This window comes from Rhizobium sp. CB3090, assembly GCF_029714285.1.
Lineage (GTDB): Bacteria > Pseudomonadota > Alphaproteobacteria > Rhizobiales > Rhizobiaceae > Rhizobium.
In genome coordinates this window covers 3149221-3164728 of sequence record NZ_CP121662.1, presented here as the reverse complement: position 1 = coordinate 3164728, position 15508 = coordinate 3149221, and the positions used below count along the sequence as shown (strand labels likewise).

The following is a 15508-nucleotide window of genomic DNA, read 5'->3' as shown; positions in this document are numbered from 1 at the left end:
TCGGTGCAACTCCTTCTTCTTCATCTCGATGATGCGTTGGAGTTGCAGCCAGATTTCGTGCGCGCCTGCAAATTTGCGGGCGCGTGCCAATACGTCGATAAGGCAACCGGCAAGGCGGTCCGTCTCTGGAGCAAGCAGAAGGCGCTCGCCGAACTCAGCCGCAATATCGTGCGGAACACTCCCGCAGCCGGCAAGAATCCGCAGCTCTGCTTCATGGGCTCGGGCGACTTTCATCATATAACGGCGCTGCTTCTTGACGGGGCGCTGGAGCGGCAGTCCGTGCCGGTGACGCTTATCCATTTCGACAATCACCCGGACTGGGTCACCTTCAATGGCGGCATGCATTGCGGATCCTGGGTCAACAGCGCGCTCGCCAACCGCAATATCCAGAAGGTCATCACCATCGGCGTTTGCAGCCGCGACCTTCGCAGCCCGGAGCGCAAGGGCGCCAATCTGCACTGGCTCGGCGAAGGCAAGCTGGAACTCTATCCATATGAACATCCGCCGAGCCGCGTGTTGGCCGATTACGGCAGCGGCGCCAGCTATCGTCAGGAAAAGGGGGCCTTGCACTGGAAATCCATTTTGGAGATCGGTGAGGAAAATTTCATCGACCGGATGCTGAGCCGGATTCGCACCGAAGCCGTCTATCTGACGATCGACAAGGACGTGCTGGCGGCGGACGACGCCGTGACGAACTGGGATCAGGGCCGCATGCGGTTGCCCTATCTCCTGGCGCTGATCAGTGAAATCGGCAATCGCCATCGCATCATCGGCGCCGACGTCATCGGCGACTACTCCGCCCCGAGCTATGCGGGCAGTTTCCAGACCAGGCTTTTGAAAAGGGCCGAGATCTTTATCGATCAGCCGCATATCCGGCCAAAGGCCGAAGCGATCAGAAACATCAACAGTGCCGCCAACCACGCGCTGCTGGAGGTCCTGGCGGAGTACATGGCATGAGCGGCAGCCTGACCCTTCCCATGCTCGGCCTGATCCTTTTCTGCGTGCTGGCGGAAACGGCGCGCGAGGTTTGTTTCAAGCAGTCGGCAAGCCAAACCGCATTGTTTTCGGCGCTCGCCAAGCCCGTCACATGGCTGGGCATCTTCTTTTGGGCGGTGGAACTGTTGGCCTGGACCGCCGTGCTTGAGCACGTCCCCCTGTCCATCGCCTTTCCGCTGATGGCGCTGAGCTATGTCGTCATCGTCTTCGCCGGAGCCCTGATCTTCAAAGAAAACATCAACCTCCGCCACGCGACGGGTGTGTTCCTCGTGACCGCCGGTGTGGCTTGTGTGGGAGTAACCGGATTATGAAAATCTTCGCGCACACCAGATGGGACGTCGTGCCGGTTCTGGCCGCCGTCGCGCATCTCACCTTCGACATCTATCTGATCGTCGGTTTCGAAAGCCGGCCATTGTGGCTCTCGGCTGTCCTCGGCTGCCTGTATGCCGTGTCGATCTCGTGGAACATCAACAGCATATCCCATAATTTCATCCACACGCCCTATTTCAAGCCGCGCTGGATGAACTATGCGTTCAGCCTGTTGGAATCCGTCGCGATCGGCTTCTCGCAGACCTATTATCATTGGGTGCATATGCGCCATCATTCCGGCAACAGCGACCGGCCGGATGAAAAGGGCGATACGATCGATCTGCTGTCGATCTACCGCCACGGCCGCAACGGCGAGCCGGAGAATGTATGGTCCTACACGCTGCTAAGCTTCTTCCGTGACAGCCTCGGCGATATTCACAAGGCTATCGCCCGCAACCGGCCGTTCGATGCGAAATGGGGCCGGTTCGAGCTGTTCTTCTTCCTCGGCCTTGCGGCGATCGCGCTGATCTATGACTGGAAGGCCGTGCTGTTCTTCGTGCCGTTCTACTATTTCGGCAACTGCCTGTCGTCGCTCAATGGCTATTACGAGCATCTGCATGGCGATCCGGACGAGCCGATCGCCTGGGGCGTCAGCAGCCACAAGTCGTTCTACAACTGGCTGTGGTTCGGCAACGGTTATCACGCCGAGCACCATTACCGGCCGCGGACCCATTGGACGAAGATGCGCGCGCTGCATGAGCAGATCAAGGAAGAGCAGGAAAAGGCCGGCACGCACGTCATCAGCACCTGTCACGCGCTTGGCTTCATGGCCAAGGAAAACCGGCAGGCGGAGCTTTCTCATCATGAAGGCTGATGGACTGAGCTTTTTTCTGGAAGGCTCGAATGGCAAAGGCGTCTTGTTGATTCATGGGCTGACCGGCGCGCCGGCCGAAATGAAGCTGGTCGCCCGCCATCTCCATCGCAAGGGCTATAGCGTCTATGCGCCGCTGCTGGCCGGCCATGGCGTGGACGCCGGCACCCTGCGGCGCACACGATGGGAGGATTGGCTGGAGAGCGTCGTGCAGGCGTCGGAATTGCTCGCGCAGAGAACGCAGCAGGTCTTTGCCGCCGGCATCTGTGTCGGCGGAAAGCTTTCGATGCTGGCGGCCGAAAGGCACCCGGAGACGATCCGTGCCGTGGCCATCTATTCCCCGTGCTTTCACTATGACGGGTGGGACGTTCCCTTCTATTATCCGCTGCTGTCGTCGCAGATCGGCTGGCTTTCCCGCATTCCCTTTCTTGACCGCCTCAATTTTCGCGAAACCGCGTCTCTTGGGATCAAGGACGAGCGGATGCGCAAGCTGATCGAGGCTATGGGGGGAGAGGGTGTTCTCGAGAAATTCCCCGGCAGAGGGCTCGTCGAGATGCACCGACTGGGCAAGGCCCTCCGGGGCCGACTGCCGCAGATCAAGACGCCGACGCTGATCCTGCACGCCGAGGATGACGACCTCAGCAATCCCAGGCATGCGCGCTACATCTCCGACCATATCGGCGGTCCACACGAACTCAGATGGATCAAGGACAGCTACCATATGATCCATGTCGACCGTCAGCATCGGCAGGTAGCCGATTTCACTGCGGATTTCTTTGAGGCGAGCCATGTTCCAGCTTTCGCTTGACGCTTCGCCGGCGTCGGTTCGCGATCCCGTTGCCGAGGTGCATTTCAGCATTCGCGCCATCGGCCGCGAGGCCTGGAATGCCTGCTTCCACGATCAGGTCGAGGACTTTGATTGCCTGCTCTCCATCGAAGAGGCCGGCATCGCGGGCTTCGAATGGCGCTACATCACGGTCGTCGAGGACGGGCGGGTCAGCGCCGCCATGCCGGCTTTCCTCTGCCCGTATGCGCTGGATACGACGCTGGAAGAGGGCGCGCTGCGCAGGATGGTGCGCCGCGTGCGGCAGCGCTTCCCGGGCTTCCTGACGCTGCGCCTTGCTTGTCTCGGTTCGCCCTGCACGGAAACGGGTTCGGTCGGCTTTCATCCTGATGTTCCGCTAGAACGCCGGGAAGTGCTGTTTGCCGAGCTGCTGTCGTTCTTCGAACAGCTTGCGGCGACGGAAGATTGTGCGTTGATGGGCCTCAAGGATATTCCGCAGCCGATTGCCCCCGCACTCGATGGCCCGCTCTCGGCCCGCCGTTACGCCACGATCGGCGGCTTGCCCACCGCCTGGCTCGATATCGATTTCAAGACGATCGACGAATATCTCGCCCGGCTCTCCTCTGGCACGCGCAAGGACATGCGCCGCAAGTTGAAATCCTTTGCCGAGGTCAGGGTCGAGATCCGCACGGATTTCGGCGATTTTCTGCCTGAGGTCATGAGGCTCTATCACGATACTCGCAATCGCAGCGAATGGCAGTTCGAAGAACTGACGGCCGGCTACTTCGAGGGAATTCTCTCTCGCATGGAGGGTCGTTCTTTCTGCGCCTTCTATTTCGTCGAGGACAGGCTTCTCGCCGCGAATCTGATCGTCCATGACGGACGCGTCGCCATCGATAAATTCTTTTGCATGGATGGCGAAGAGGGTCGGCCCTACAATCTTTATTTCCTGAGCTGGTTCACCAATCTGCGCTATTGCCTGGAACACGGCATCGGCCGTTACCAGAGCGGCCAGGCCTATTATGAGAACAAGGTGCGGCTCGGCAGCACTCTCACCGCCAACGCGATGTTCTTTCGCCATCGCAATCCCGTTCTTCAGAAAATATTGCGGCTGGTATCCCCGCTGTTTTCGACAGACGAGGCGAGCTAATGATGTCGATGCGTCTATCCTGGTTGGCTGTGCCGGTGTTGAACACGCTATACCAATTCTTCATCAAGCACGGAGCCGCGCAATTGGACGGTGCTGCCGGAGCGGATTGGCTGTGGCAGGCGCTTGCGTCGCACTGGATCTTGGCGGCAATCGCCGCCGAAATCCTCTGCTTCTTCATCTGGATGAACGTGCTTTCCGAGCTTGATCTCAGCCGGGCCTTTCCCCTTTCCGGCATCAGCTACGTTTTGATCATCGCCACCGGCTGGTTCGTCTTCGGCGAACCGGTCGTCGGCCTGCAGGTCATTGGCAGCGGGTTGATCCTGACAGGCGTCTGGTTGATCGCAAGTGCTGCCGGCGAAAAATCAGACCAAAATGACTGGGGTTCAAAGCACGGTTCGCTCAGTGCCGACACGGGTAAGGATAAGTGATGCCCAGATTGCAAGCTGAAGACCATCGCCAAAATAAGGGCCTTGGCATCGTGTCCGGCCTTGCGGACTGGAGCGTGAAACGCGCGCTGTCGCATATCGTGACAAGAGGATCTCTGACGGTGACGACAGCCGCCGGCCGCGTTCTGACCTTCGGCGATGGTACCGGTCAGCCGGTGCATGTCCGTTTCACGGACACCCGCGCTGAATGGGCTTTCCTCGTCGACGCCGACCTGCGGCTTGGCGAACTCTACATGGATGGCCGTTTCCTCGTCGAACAGGGCTCGCTCTATGATTTCGTGGCGATGATGCTACGAGAGGCGCAGAACAGCACGCATCCGCTCATCGCCCGCGTGATCGATCATATCCGCACGAGGCTGCGGATTTTCCGTCACCGCAATCTGCCGGGGCGCTCCAAGACAAACGTCGCACATCACTACGATCTCGATGGCCGGCTCTACGAGCTTTTCCTCGATCCGGACCGGCAATATTCCTGCGCCTATTTCGAGCATCCTGACCGGTCGCTGGAAGAGGCGCAACTGGCGAAGAAAAGGCATCTGGCGGCCAAGCTGTCTATAGAGCCGGACAACAGCATTCTCGATATCGGTTGCGGCTGGGGCGGCCTTGCCCTGCACCTGGCCGAGCAGGCGCCGGGCGGCTATGTGCTCGGCGTCACGCTATCCGAAGAGCAACACGACTATGCTTCGAAACGGGTTCCCAGCACCATGGACGGATCGCTGGCGGAGGTTCAGTTCGCGCTCAGGGATTACCGCAGCTTGACTGGTCATTTCGATCGGATCGTCTCCGTTGGCATGTTCGAGCATGTCGGGCTGGCATCCTATCGCACCTTCTTCCGCAAATGCGCCGAGTTGCTCGAGGATGACGGCATCATGGTGCTGCACACCATCGGCTGTTCGGCGACGCCTGGCTTCACCACGCCCTGGCTCGATAAATACATCTTCCCCGGCGGTTATATTCCGGCACTTTCCGAGATCGTACCGGAGATCGAGGCGGCGGGATTGACGATCACCGATGTCGAGGTGCTGCGCCTGCATTATGCCTGGACGCTCGCCAACTGGCGCGAGCGCTTCATGGCGCGCTGGGCCGAGGTGGCGGAACTCTATGACGAGCGCTTCTGCCGCATGTGGGAATATTATCTTTCGACCGCCGAGGCTGCGTTCCGCTACGAAGATCTCGTTGTCTTCCAGATCCAGATCAGTAAGCGCAACGACACCGTGCCGGTGACGCGGGACTACATTGCCCGTAACGAAGCGAACCAAGCTTCAAAATCGGACGTCGAACGTTCTGTTGAGCGTAAAGCCGATAACGTTCTGGTTGGGTGAACCGATCTGCGAGGTGATCGGGCTGTCGGCGGCATCGCCCACCAGGCGGCTGTATTTGTCATAGACCTGCATGCTCCAGGCGGGCGAGAACGTGTAGGTTGCCGCCACCGTGAAGCCGACGGATTTCAGGCCGCCGCCGGCGTCAAAGGCGTCGACGTGACCGTTTTTCGCCGCTTCACTCTCGGAGATCCCGAAATTGTTGCGCATGTAGGTGGAGTTTGCCAACGACATGCGCGGGCCTGCGGAGAGGAGCCAACTGTCTCCGACAGGCTGGAACCAGTCGAGCGACAGATCGGCGACGAGACCGTCGCCGCCCCAGAGCGCTTGGCGCGTCTCGGCGCGCACGCGCAACTGATTTTCCATCGGCCAGTACTGCGCGAACGCGCCTGCATCGAAATTCCAGTGAACCCTGCGCAGTCCCTCCAGATGGGAATCGTCAAATGCCGAGCGCCCGCCCCTCAGGCCGACGACCGGGCCGACTTCGATGCCGCCGACCTCGAAAAGGCTATAGTCGATGTTATCGTCCGGGGCGCTGTAGTCCTGAGTTTCGCCAAGGCGATGGACGTCGAAAGACGGCATGCCGCTGAAGGAAAGATGCTTCGATCCCTCATAGGAAGGCCCATATTCCACGGTGCCGCCAAGCGTCACGACCCAGGTCGTTGAATCAGACTTCGCCGCCTCCTGCGCTTGCGCCGGAACTGCGCCCGTTGCGGATGCTGACAGCAAAGTCATGCCGGCAAGTGCCGCGAACCTGTTGAACAAAGATGTTTTGACGCTGAACACTTTGCCGACACCTGTCCTTGATCGCCCAATTTGCACGCAGATTGCCCCGCGGCATTACTAACACAGCCTGACGTTTTACAAATAGAAAAAACTTGAGGGGCCATGGCGGGTAACGGTTGCGTTTCCGCACCCGTATTTCGGTGTAGGAATGGTTCCTCAGCTCGACAGCGATCTCAACACTGAACTTCCAGCCTCGTCGCCACGAGCTGCGAATAATTCGTTCCCATTGGGTCGTTGAAAAACATGCTGGTGAGTGTGGCCTGGTTCTGCGCGATGATCTCGTTCGGATTGGGCCTCACCACCTTGCGCTTGCAGCGGGCAAATGCCTCGCCGGAGGTGGCCATATCGCTGTCGGCGGCGAAATCGACTGCGGTATAGAGCGTCGTATCGTAAATCCCGAAGATCGTGGTTCCCTTGAGGAACGTCTTCTGCTGCGGCTTCAACGCGAAGGTCAGTATCAGGGCGTTGTCCTTATAGTCCGCCTGTATCGCTTCGGGCTTCGCCATCGTGACCGCTTTGCCGTTGCTGGTGACGTTTGTGTAGTAGTTGTACTGCGCAAGCGAATTCCTGACCGTCTTGCCCACGGCCTTGAGTTCGCTTGGATCCAACGTCATGTTGCCGTTCTTGTCGAAATCCAACAGCACCGACGAGGAGAAGACTTCATCGAAACGCCAGACGTTGCGAAGCTCGGCGATCGAGCCGTCCGGTGCTGCGACCACCTCGAACTTGGCATCGATGAATATATGCGGGTGGGCAAGGGCCGGGACGGGCAGGAGCGACAGCATCGCGATCGGCAAAATCGTTCGGCGTTTCATTCAGGCTCTGTCCATGATCCATCTGAGGTCGAATGCAGAGGCCTGAACTTCAATTGAGACTGATTTGAGACCCCTGAAGGGTTTTCGATCGCGGTGGCTGATGCGTGCAGAAGTCGCACTGACATCCGCTGCTATCAGGCGTTCGTCGAAATTCTATCCACCCTATCAACTGTTCCATTTGAAGGTGGCGACAAAGCCTGAGATCAGCACCAGCAGCAAAAGCAAATGGAAGACACGATCTGCCATCGTCTGCGGGCCGATGCCGATAGCGATGGTGAATGCGCCGATGAGAGTAGCAAAAAGCGCGAAACTCTGGACTGCAAGAGCCACTGAACGCGTCCATGCCGGTCGGAAGAGGCACGCGAATATCCCGCAAGCCAGAACCACCGCGATCAACCCTTCGGCTGTCGCGGCGCGTGCATGCTCATAACCGCCAGGGAGTACGCCGGAGTGGACGAGCGAGGCTGCGGCGAAGAGCGTGACTTCAAAGAGGAGAAGAGGTTTCGCCCAAGAATTCATGATCAGGGTCCGTCGCTGTCGGTTGCGCGTAGAACAAGAAGCTGAAACAACGCGCCTGGTTTCCCTGGATTTCTTCATTTGTTTCCATGGCTCAAGAATGCAGCCGGACTTTGTCGCACCGGCGCCTGCTCCGGAACATCCCACAGAGGAACGATGCGGGTTTCATGAGCCGCGTGGAAATGTCAGTCGGAAGTCGGCAGCAGATCGGATATCAATCGTTCTAAGGGCGAACGAATTGGGTCTTGGTGCGATGTTTTTACGCACTGTTGCATTGGAACACCGATCGGCCAGCCACGTTTGTCGCCGGGACATTCCGTCCCGGAGGATAGCAAAATGCTGAAACCAGTTTTAGCCACAGCCCTCTTCTTTGCCGCAAGTGTTGCGCCGCTCTATGCCGCGAGCTCGCCCATGAGCAAGCCAGGGACCGAATGCAATGCGGCCACGATCGCAGACACGCAGACAAAGGCCGACGCAATCCCAAATGCGGCCCATAAGAAAATCGCATTGAGACAGTTGACCCTGGCAACGGATTCTCTCAAGGCACATAAATTGTCGGATTGCCGCAGCCATTTGAGCCGCGCGATGCATGAAATCTGACGTATATCCATGATATGAGCAGGATCGACAGCCGGGATTCGTCGAAATCCCGGCTCTTCACATTGTCGCGACTGCGAAACTAAACGCGCAGTTTTCTTGATTCGCATCATGTCTGCGCTAAACTTAACAAGTCTCATGCATTTCCTTTCATTGCCCTGCCGGAGGCTTCTCGGGCGGGGCGCTTTTTGGTTATGACGACTGATAAGGGGCAGTTCATGATCCGCAGCTTGGTGGTGGCAAGTGAGATCCCGTTGCAGAACGAAGACATCGAAATCTGCCAGCGCGTGTTCGACCAGATCTGCGTTGAAAAGGGGATCAAGGACGACGATCGGTGCCAGGAGCTTGCCGCATCCATCATCGACTTCTATCAACATGGCGTGAAAAACGAAGCGAGTTTGAAACGGCTGTTTTTCTAATGCATGTCGCGCAAAAGTGTGCGGCGGCATTTCGAAAACCATATGCAAAAACAAAGGGCTAAAGCGTGAGAGCGAATCCGAAAGATCGCGACGAGCTTTAGCCGCCGGGCGGCAATGGCCATGTCGAGGCGGTCGGTTCATCGAAGGTGGATTGCGCCCGGGCGTAACAAGCCTATCGTCATACCATGGAACACAGCGAAATCTTTCAACGCCTCGGTGTGGCGCTTGCCATTGGCCTGCTTGTCGGTGTCGAACGAGGCTGGCGGGAGCGCGACGTTCGGGCAGGCGGCAGAACGGCGGGCATCCGCACGTTCGGCCTCACCGGTTTTCTCGGTGGGATAGCCGGCATATTGCAGTCCACAATTGGGCCATTGCTGCCGGCGACCATCGCCGCCTTGCTCGGCCTCATCTATATTGCCGGCAAGTGGCAGGAAACGACGGAGGACGAGGATTACAGCATCACCTCGGTCGTCGCCGCTCTCGTCGTCTTCGGACTGGGGGTTCTGGCTGCCGTCGGCGACATTGTGACGGCGGCAGCGGGCGGCGTCGCAACGACGGCAATTCTTGCGGCACGCTACAGTCTGCACGGTTTTCTTAGAGGACTGACCTGGCCGGAACTGCGCTCGGCGCTGGTGTTGCTGGCAATGACCGTGATTGCGCTGCCGCTGCTGCCGGACAGGGCGCTCGATCCCTGGGAAGCGCTCAACCCTTTCTCTCTATGGCTGCTGACCATTACCATCGCCGCGCTTTCCTTTGCCGGTTATGTTGCCATCAAGCTGATGGGGACGCGCCGTGGCGTACTGCTCGCCGGTGCCGCGGGAGGGCTGGTCTCGTCGACGGCACTGACGCTTTCCTTCGCTCGCCATTCGAAGGAGGCGCCGCAAGGTTCCACACATCTGGCCGCTGGGGCGGCGATTGCCGGTGCCTTGTCCTTCGTCCGCGTTTTGGTCATCGGCAGCGCCCTTTCCTTCAACCTGCTTTTGCCGCTGGCATCCGGCCTGGTACCGGCGATTGTCGGCTTCCTGATTGCGGGCTTCCTCTGGGTCTGGCGCTCCAGCCCTGAAGGGGGTGTGCCGGAAATTGAGCTGAAGAACCCGTTCGAATTGCGCATGGTGTTTTCATTCGCCGCCTTGCTCGGGCTGATCAGCCTGATCTCGAAGATGGCGATCAGCTATATCGGCATGTCGGCCCTTTTCGTCGTGGCCGTAATCTCCGGGCTGGTGGACGTGGACGCCATCACGCTTTCAACCGCACGGCTTTCAGGTTCGGCGATCGACGTCAACACAGCCGCTGCCGTCATCCTCATTGCCGTCGTCGTCAATGTGGTGACGAAGGCGGCCCTGGCCTTCTCGGCCGGCACGCGGGGATACGGCATGGCGTTGGCGCAAGCGTCGGGCATCGCGATCATCGCGGGAGCTGTCGGCTATTTCGCGCTGCGCGGCTTTATGCCTGAGTGAGGCGCGGGGCAGATGTGCCGCGTTTTTCAATAATATCGGCCAGAAGCGGCTGGCATGGGCACTGGACGTCCCTTGCGCACCGCCTTGCTGATTGGCATTCTTAATGGTGTTCTCAGATGGGTGTGGCTATGTCCGATGATTATCAAGCTGCCCTGGTGCGGATAACCGGTAAGGTACAGGGTGTCAGTTTCCGTGTTTGGACCCGAAACGAGGCGTTGAGGCTCGGTTTGGCAGGCTGGGTCCGCAACGAATCGGATGGATCCGTCGCCACTTTGATTGCCGGACCTGATACCGCGATTTCGACCATGATCGAGCGTTTCTGGCATGGGCCTCCTGGCGCATCGGTTTCCAGCGTGGAGAAGCAACCGACCACGCTAGCGGAGATGCCGACAGGATTTCGCATTACCGGTTGACTGGATCTGCAAGTCGTAAGGCGCTTACCGACGAAATGTCCGGCCTTCGTGGCAAACGCCAAATGGCCTCGAAAGGCCATTCCAACCGATTGATTTTTTTGGAAAATGGAGCGGGCGAAGGGATTCGAACCCTCGACCCCAACCTTGGCAAGGTTGTGCTCTACCCCTGAGCTACACCCGCTCATATCCGCAACAGTCCGGGGTAGTGTGTTGGACCGCTGGGCGTCGTCTTGCGGCGACGGGCGCTATATGGCCTAACCATTTTTCAAATGCAACAGGGAAATGACGAGGTCGCGAAGAAAAATCTGTATTTTTTACGCTGCCCGCCGGAAAGCCCCGGAACGCCTGGCTTTGTCGTCTGGAAGATTGCAATGGTTTTGCGGGCGACGTATCAGGGGCGCGTCATTTTTATTGCGAGACGCCCATGACCGACAATAGCCCGAAAACCCGCGACGATCTTTTCCGTTTCCTGGATGGCCTCGGCATCGCCCATAGCACCAAGGATCACCCGCCGGTGTTCACCGTTGCCGAATCGGTGTCGCTGCGCGACGAAATCCCCGGCGGGCATACGAAGAACCTGTTCGTGAAGGACAAGAAGGACAATTTCTTCCTGCTGACGGTCGAGGAGAATGCGAATGTCGATTTGAAGACGGTGCACACGCTGATCGGCGCGGCCAGCAAAGTCTCCTTCGGCAAACCGGAAAAGCTGTTAGAATATCTGGGCGTCATTCCCGGCGCGGTGACGGCCTTCGGGGCGATCAACGATACGGGCAAGAATGTCACCTTTGTCCTCGATGCCGAATTGATGGAGCACGACATCGTCAATTGCCATCCGTTGTCGAACGATGCGACGACCTCAATTGGCAGCGGCGATCTCTTGCGCTTCATGGAGGCGACGGGTCATACGCCGCTAGTCTTGAAAGTGACGGGCTGACATACGATTTTAGCGCTACGATGAGAGCGAGATGACCTATCTTCGAATTGGCCTCTCGCTCGGGCTATTTCATTGGGCATGATTTTATCCGAAAGCTGCGTTCCTTTTGGAAACATGCTTTAAAGGGTCCAGGATACCGGCAGGCGGGAGATACTCATGAGCGGTTCAAACAATCCTTATAACGCTTCCTTCGGCGGCCAGATGTCGGGCTCGGCATCCTATGGTGTCGCACCTGTCGCATCCGGCGGCGCTTCGCCGATCAAGGACACCACGACGGCGAATTTCGCGCGGGACGTTATCGAAGAATCGCGCAACCAGCCGGTTCTGGTGGATTTCTGGGCGCCTTGGTGCGGCCCGTGCAAACAGCTTACGCCGGTTCTGGAAAAGGTCGTCAACGAGGGCAAGGGCCGCGTCAAACTGGTCAAAATGAACATCGACGATCATCCGGCCATTCCGGGGCAACTCGGTATCCAGTCGATTCCGGCGGTCATCGCTTTCGTCAACGGCCGTCCGGCCGACGGTTTCATGGGTGCCGTCCCCGAAAGCCAGATTCGCCAGTTCATCGATCGCCTCGGCGGTCCGGCTGACGCTGCAGGCGATCAGGCGGCGGAGATCAAAGCGATTCTGGAAGAGGCGGCCGGTCTTCTCGCCGCCGGCGATATCAATGGCGCCGCTGAGTTGTTCGGCGCAGTGCTGCAGGCCGATCCGGAAAATGCCAAGGCGCTTGCCGGCATGGCCGAGTGCATGATCGCGGCCGGCCAGAGCCAGAGGGCGCGCGAGGCGCTGACCGATCTACCGGAAACGCTTGCCAATGATGCCGGCATCCAGGCCGTGGTGAAGAAGCTCGATCAGATCGAAGAAGCCCGCAAGCTCGGCGATCCAGTGGCGCTTGAGCGTGAATTGGCGCTCAATCCCGACAATCACGAGCAGCGCATCAAGCTCGCCAAGATCCGCAATGTCGAGGGCAAGCGCGATGAGGCGGCCGAGCATCTGCTGACGATCATGCGCCGCGACCGCGCCTTCGACGATGACGGTGCGCGCCGCCAGTTGCTGCAGTTCTTCGAGGTTTGGGGCCCGAAGGACCCGGCGACCATTGCCGCGCGCCGCAAGCTTTCGTCGATCCTGTTTTCCTAAGACGTCGTCCGTTTAAAGGAGCATCCGGAAGGCACCTACGCCATCCAGGGTGCAGAGGCTGCCTCGGTGGGACAGGAAAGCGAAATGCTTCGGCATTTTGTCCGGAAATCCTCTTGTGTTTTCGGTAGAGGGGGCCACATTGTCCTGTGGCGTGGCGTGTGACGGAACAATGTCCGTTGGATATCGTTCTTGCGCATCTCATAAATGAGCGGCGCAGTGAGTAGCGGGACGAAAATCATGCAAGTCGGCAATGCCAGATATTTGAAGCCAAGCGATCTGCCGGAATCGGTTGTTGTCTTTCCTCTTTCCGGTGCCCTGCTTCTGCCGACCGGACAGTTGCCGCTCAATATCTTCGAGCCGCGTTATCTTTCGATGTTCGATGCCGCGATCGCCGGCAACAGGCTGGTCGGCGTCGTGCAGCCGGCGCTCGGCGAGCCGCCGGAAACGCCGCATCTTTCGCATGTCGGTTGCCTTGGTCGCATCACATCCTTCGCCGAGACAGGCGATGGCCGCTATATCGTCTCGCTGACCGGCATCTGCCGTTTCCGGCTGATGGATGAGATCACCGGCCATCATCCCTACCGCACCTTCCGCATTACGCCTTTCATTTCCGACCTCAAGTCGCGCGACGAGGAAGATACGGTTGATCGTTCGGCACTGCTTTCGGCCTTCCGGGCTTATCTCGATGCCAACAAGCTGGAGGCGGACTGGGAGAGCGTGGAGCGCGCCAGCAATATGACGCTGGTCAATTCGCTGGCGATGATGGCTCCCTTCGACCCCGCCGAGAAGCAGGCGCTGCTGGAAGCGCCCGACCTGAAGACACGGGCGGAAACCTTCATTGCCATCATCGAAATCGTCCTCGCCCGCTTCGGCGATACCGATTCGGTCATGCAGTAGGGGTTTGCGATGGACATCACCGTCAGCAAGGTGGACCCGAAACTTCTCGATCTTCTCGTTTGCCCGCTTACCAAGGGACGGCTGAGTTACGATCGCGAGAAGAACGAGCTGGTGTCGGAAAATGCGCGGCTCGCCTATCCCATCCGCGATGGCATTCCGATCATGCTGATCTCGGAGGCGCGACGTATCGAGGATTGAGGCGGATTTTTCCCGGTAACGCCCCCTCAACCCGAGCTGCGCTCGACCTTCTCCCCGCTGGGGCGAAGGTAGGATTCTGTGCCGCAAGAAGTAGTACCTTCGCCCCAGCGGGGAGAAGGATGCCCGAAGGGCAGGTTGAGGGGGGCGTTACCGGCAAAGGCAAACGGAACTCAAATCGCCTCGCCCGCCAGCAGCCGCGGATTGTCCCTGGCAGCAGTGCCGGCGGCCTGGCCGATGAAGAAGGATTTGAGTTGCGGCAGCCGGTCGACGAGGCCGAGGCCGAAATCGCGAGCGATGCGCAGCGGCGTGATGTCGTTGGAGAACAGCCGGTTCAGCACGTCGGTCGTTACCCCCATGCGGAAGGTGTCGAAGCGCCGCCAGGTCTGGTAGCGTTCGAGAATGTTGATCGAGCCGATATCGAGGCCAAGGCGGTCCGCTTCGACCACGGTTTCCGCCAATGCGGCTACATCCTTGAAGCCGAGATTGAGGCCCTGGCCGGAGATCGGGTGGATGCCGTGGGCCGCGTCGCCGGCGAGCGCAAAGCGCGGTGCGACGAAATCGCGGGCGAGCGTCAGGCCGAGCGGGAAGGCACGGCGCTCGCCGACCGTATGCAGTGCACCGAGTTTGTGGCCGAAACGCCGCTCCAACTCTTCTTCGAATACCAGATCGTCGGCGGCGACCAGCCGGTCGGCGTCCGGTGTGCGCTCGGTCCATACGAGCGAGGCGCGATTGTTCTTCAGCGGCAGGATGGCGAAGGGGCCGGAAGGCAGGAAATGCTCCTCGGCGCAGCCATTGTGCGGCCGTTCGTGCTCGACGGTCACGACGATGCCGGACTGGCCGTAGTCCCAGCTTACAGTCTTGATGCCGGCCATGTCGCGGAGCTTGGAGCGCACGCCATCGCAGGCGACGAGCAGCCTTGCTTCCAGCGCGCTGCCGTCCGAGAGCGTCAGCGTGACATTGGCATCGCCGGTCTTGAAGTCTGTCGCGCTGACGCCGTGGCGAATCGTAATGCCGAGGCGTTCGCAGGCGCCGCGCAACGCGCCGACCATGGTGAGGTTCGGAACCATATGCGCGAAGGGTTGACCTTCGGCCACTTCTCCGTCGAACGTCAGAAATACCGGGCGTACAGGATCGCCGGTGCGCGAATCGGTGACGATCATGCGGGTGATCGGTTCCGCTTCCGGCTTGATCTCGTCCCAGATGCCGAAAACCTTCAGCATCTTCGAGGCGGCGGCGATGATCGCCGAAGCGCGCATATCCTTCTTCCAGGCGGTTTCCGGGGCGGCCTCGATGACCATGACGTCAAGATGGGGGGCCGCCTGCTTGACGGCGACCGCAGCGGCGAGGCCCACATAACCGCCACCCACTATCAGCATGTCCAACATAGCGCTTCCCCGTGTCCTACTGTCATTTCCTGTTCTATATAGAGCATCCCATTCGTGGTTCCTACCGTCGGAGTTCAATCAA

At 59.2% G+C, this 15508-nt stretch carries 19 protein-coding genes and 1 tRNA gene; 15 read left to right on the top strand and 5 right to left on the bottom strand.

From position 1 onward, the window contains the following. The first annotated feature begins 3 nt into the window (after nt 1-3). From QA646_RS15280 to QA646_RS15250, 7 genes are read left to right on the top strand one after another with little or no spacing between them, the layout of a single operon-like run. Nucleotides 4-957, top strand: coding sequence for an arginase family protein (locus tag QA646_RS15280; protein ID WP_283056262.1), 954 nt, complete (start codon nt 4-6; stop codon nt 955-957). Further along, nucleotides 954-1307: an EamA family transporter gene (locus QA646_RS15275; protein WP_283056261.1), complete on the top strand. Its 354-nt coding sequence runs from the start codon at nt 954-956 to the stop codon at nt 1305-1307. Before QA646_RS15280 ends, QA646_RS15275 begins: the two co-directional genes overlap by 4 nt. Beyond that, nucleotides 1304-2179 (top strand): fatty acid desaturase, encoded by an 876-nt coding sequence (locus QA646_RS15270; RefSeq protein ID WP_283056260.1) that lies wholly within the window; start codon nt 1304-1306, stop codon nt 2177-2179. The genes QA646_RS15275 and QA646_RS15270 overlap by 4 nt, the downstream gene beginning before the upstream one ends. Next, nucleotides 2169-2984, top strand: a complete 816-nt coding sequence (locus QA646_RS15265; protein ID WP_283056259.1) for an alpha/beta fold hydrolase — start codon at nt 2169-2171, stop codon at nt 2982-2984. Before QA646_RS15270 ends, QA646_RS15265 begins: the two co-directional genes overlap by 11 nt. Then, nucleotides 2965-4110, top strand: coding sequence for a GNAT family N-acetyltransferase (locus tag QA646_RS15260; protein ID WP_283056258.1), 1146 nt, complete (start codon nt 2965-2967; stop codon nt 4108-4110). The genes QA646_RS15265 and QA646_RS15260 overlap by 20 nt, the downstream gene beginning before the upstream one ends. Then, nucleotides 4110-4538: an EamA family transporter gene (locus tag QA646_RS15255; RefSeq protein ID WP_283056257.1), complete on the top strand. Its 429-nt coding sequence runs from the start codon at nt 4110-4112 to the stop codon at nt 4536-4538. Before QA646_RS15260 ends, QA646_RS15255 begins: the two co-directional genes overlap by 1 nt. Then, a complete protein-coding gene (locus tag QA646_RS15250; protein ID WP_283056256.1) occupies nt 4538-5878 on the top strand; it encodes a cyclopropane-fatty-acyl-phospholipid synthase family protein in 1341 nt (446 codons plus the stop codon). Before QA646_RS15255 ends, QA646_RS15250 begins: the two co-directional genes overlap by 1 nt. Here QA646_RS15250 and QA646_RS15245 read toward each other — a convergent pair. From QA646_RS15245 to QA646_RS15235, 3 genes are all read right to left on the bottom strand, one after another. After that, entirely contained in the window at nt 5819-6661 is an 843-nt protein-coding gene (locus tag QA646_RS15245) for a MipA/OmpV family protein (RefSeq protein WP_283056255.1), read from the bottom strand. The two genes, QA646_RS15250 and QA646_RS15245, sit on opposite strands and share 60 nt — an antisense overlap. 173 nt (nt 6662-6834) lie before the next feature. Continuing rightward, nucleotides 6835-7476 (bottom strand): DUF1007 family protein, encoded by a 642-nt coding sequence (locus QA646_RS15240; RefSeq protein ID WP_283056254.1) that lies wholly within the window; start codon nt 7474-7476, stop codon nt 6835-6837. A 165-nt stretch (nt 7477-7641) separates the two neighbouring features. Beyond that, complete coding sequence (locus QA646_RS15235; protein ID WP_283056253.1) at nt 7642-8073, bottom strand: hypothetical protein; 432 nt, start codon at nt 8071-8073, stop codon at nt 7642-7644. Between the two features lie 255 nt (nt 8074-8328). On the opposite strand from QA646_RS15235, the gene QA646_RS15230 reads away from it, so the two are divergent. From QA646_RS15230 to QA646_RS15215, 4 genes are all read left to right on the top strand, one after another. Beyond that, nucleotides 8329-8592 carry a hypothetical protein gene (locus QA646_RS15230; protein WP_283056252.1) on the top strand — a complete coding sequence of 88 codons (264 nt, stop codon included), beginning with the start codon at nt 8329-8331 and terminating at the stop codon, nt 8590-8592. 215 nt (nt 8593-8807) lie between these two features. Next, nucleotides 8808-9008 carry a hypothetical protein gene (locus QA646_RS15225; RefSeq protein ID WP_283056251.1) on the top strand — a complete coding sequence of 67 codons (201 nt, stop codon included), beginning with the start codon at nt 8808-8810 and terminating at the stop codon, nt 9006-9008. Between the two features lie 185 nt (nt 9009-9193). Next, nucleotides 9194-10465: an MgtC/SapB family protein gene (locus QA646_RS15220; RefSeq protein ID WP_283056250.1), complete on the top strand. Its 1272-nt coding sequence runs from the start codon at nt 9194-9196 to the stop codon at nt 10463-10465. A 128-nt stretch (nt 10466-10593) separates the two neighbouring features. After that, the gene (locus QA646_RS15215) at nt 10594-10878 is read left to right on the top strand and encodes an acylphosphatase (RefSeq protein WP_283056249.1); all 285 of its coding nucleotides are present in this window, start codon (nt 10594-10596) and stop codon (nt 10876-10878) included. Between the two features lie 106 nt (nt 10879-10984). Here the strand turns inward: QA646_RS15215 and QA646_RS15210 are convergent. Next, nucleotides 10985-11059 (bottom strand) — tRNA-Gly (locus QA646_RS15210). Nucleotides 11060-11302: 243 nt separating this feature from the next. Here QA646_RS15210 and QA646_RS15205 point away from each other — a divergent pair. From QA646_RS15205 to QA646_RS15190, 4 genes are all read left to right on the top strand, one after another. Beyond that, nucleotides 11303-11812, top strand: coding sequence for a prolyl-tRNA synthetase associated domain-containing protein (locus QA646_RS15205; RefSeq protein WP_283056248.1), 510 nt, complete (start codon nt 11303-11305; stop codon nt 11810-11812). A gap of 156 nt (nt 11813-11968) precedes the next feature. After that, complete coding sequence (trxA, locus tag QA646_RS15200) at nt 11969-12946, top strand: thioredoxin (protein WP_283056247.1); 978 nt, start codon at nt 11969-11971, stop codon at nt 12944-12946. Between the two features lie 237 nt (nt 12947-13183). Beyond that, nucleotides 13184-13843, top strand: coding sequence for an LON peptidase substrate-binding domain-containing protein (locus QA646_RS15195; protein WP_283056246.1), 660 nt, complete (start codon nt 13184-13186; stop codon nt 13841-13843). A 9-nt stretch (nt 13844-13852) separates the two neighbouring features. After that, nucleotides 13853-14041: a Trm112 family protein gene (locus tag QA646_RS15190; RefSeq protein ID WP_283056245.1), complete on the top strand. Its 189-nt coding sequence runs from the start codon at nt 13853-13855 to the stop codon at nt 14039-14041. Nucleotides 14042-14211: 170 nt separating this feature from the next. Here the strand turns inward: QA646_RS15190 and QA646_RS15185 are convergent, their stop codons facing one another. Continuing rightward, the gene (locus tag QA646_RS15185) at nt 14212-15426 is read right to left on the bottom strand and encodes a ubiquinone biosynthesis hydroxylase (RefSeq protein WP_283056244.1); all 1215 of its coding nucleotides are present in this window, start codon (nt 15424-15426) and stop codon (nt 14212-14214) included. Nucleotides 15427-15508: the final 82 nt, after the last annotated feature.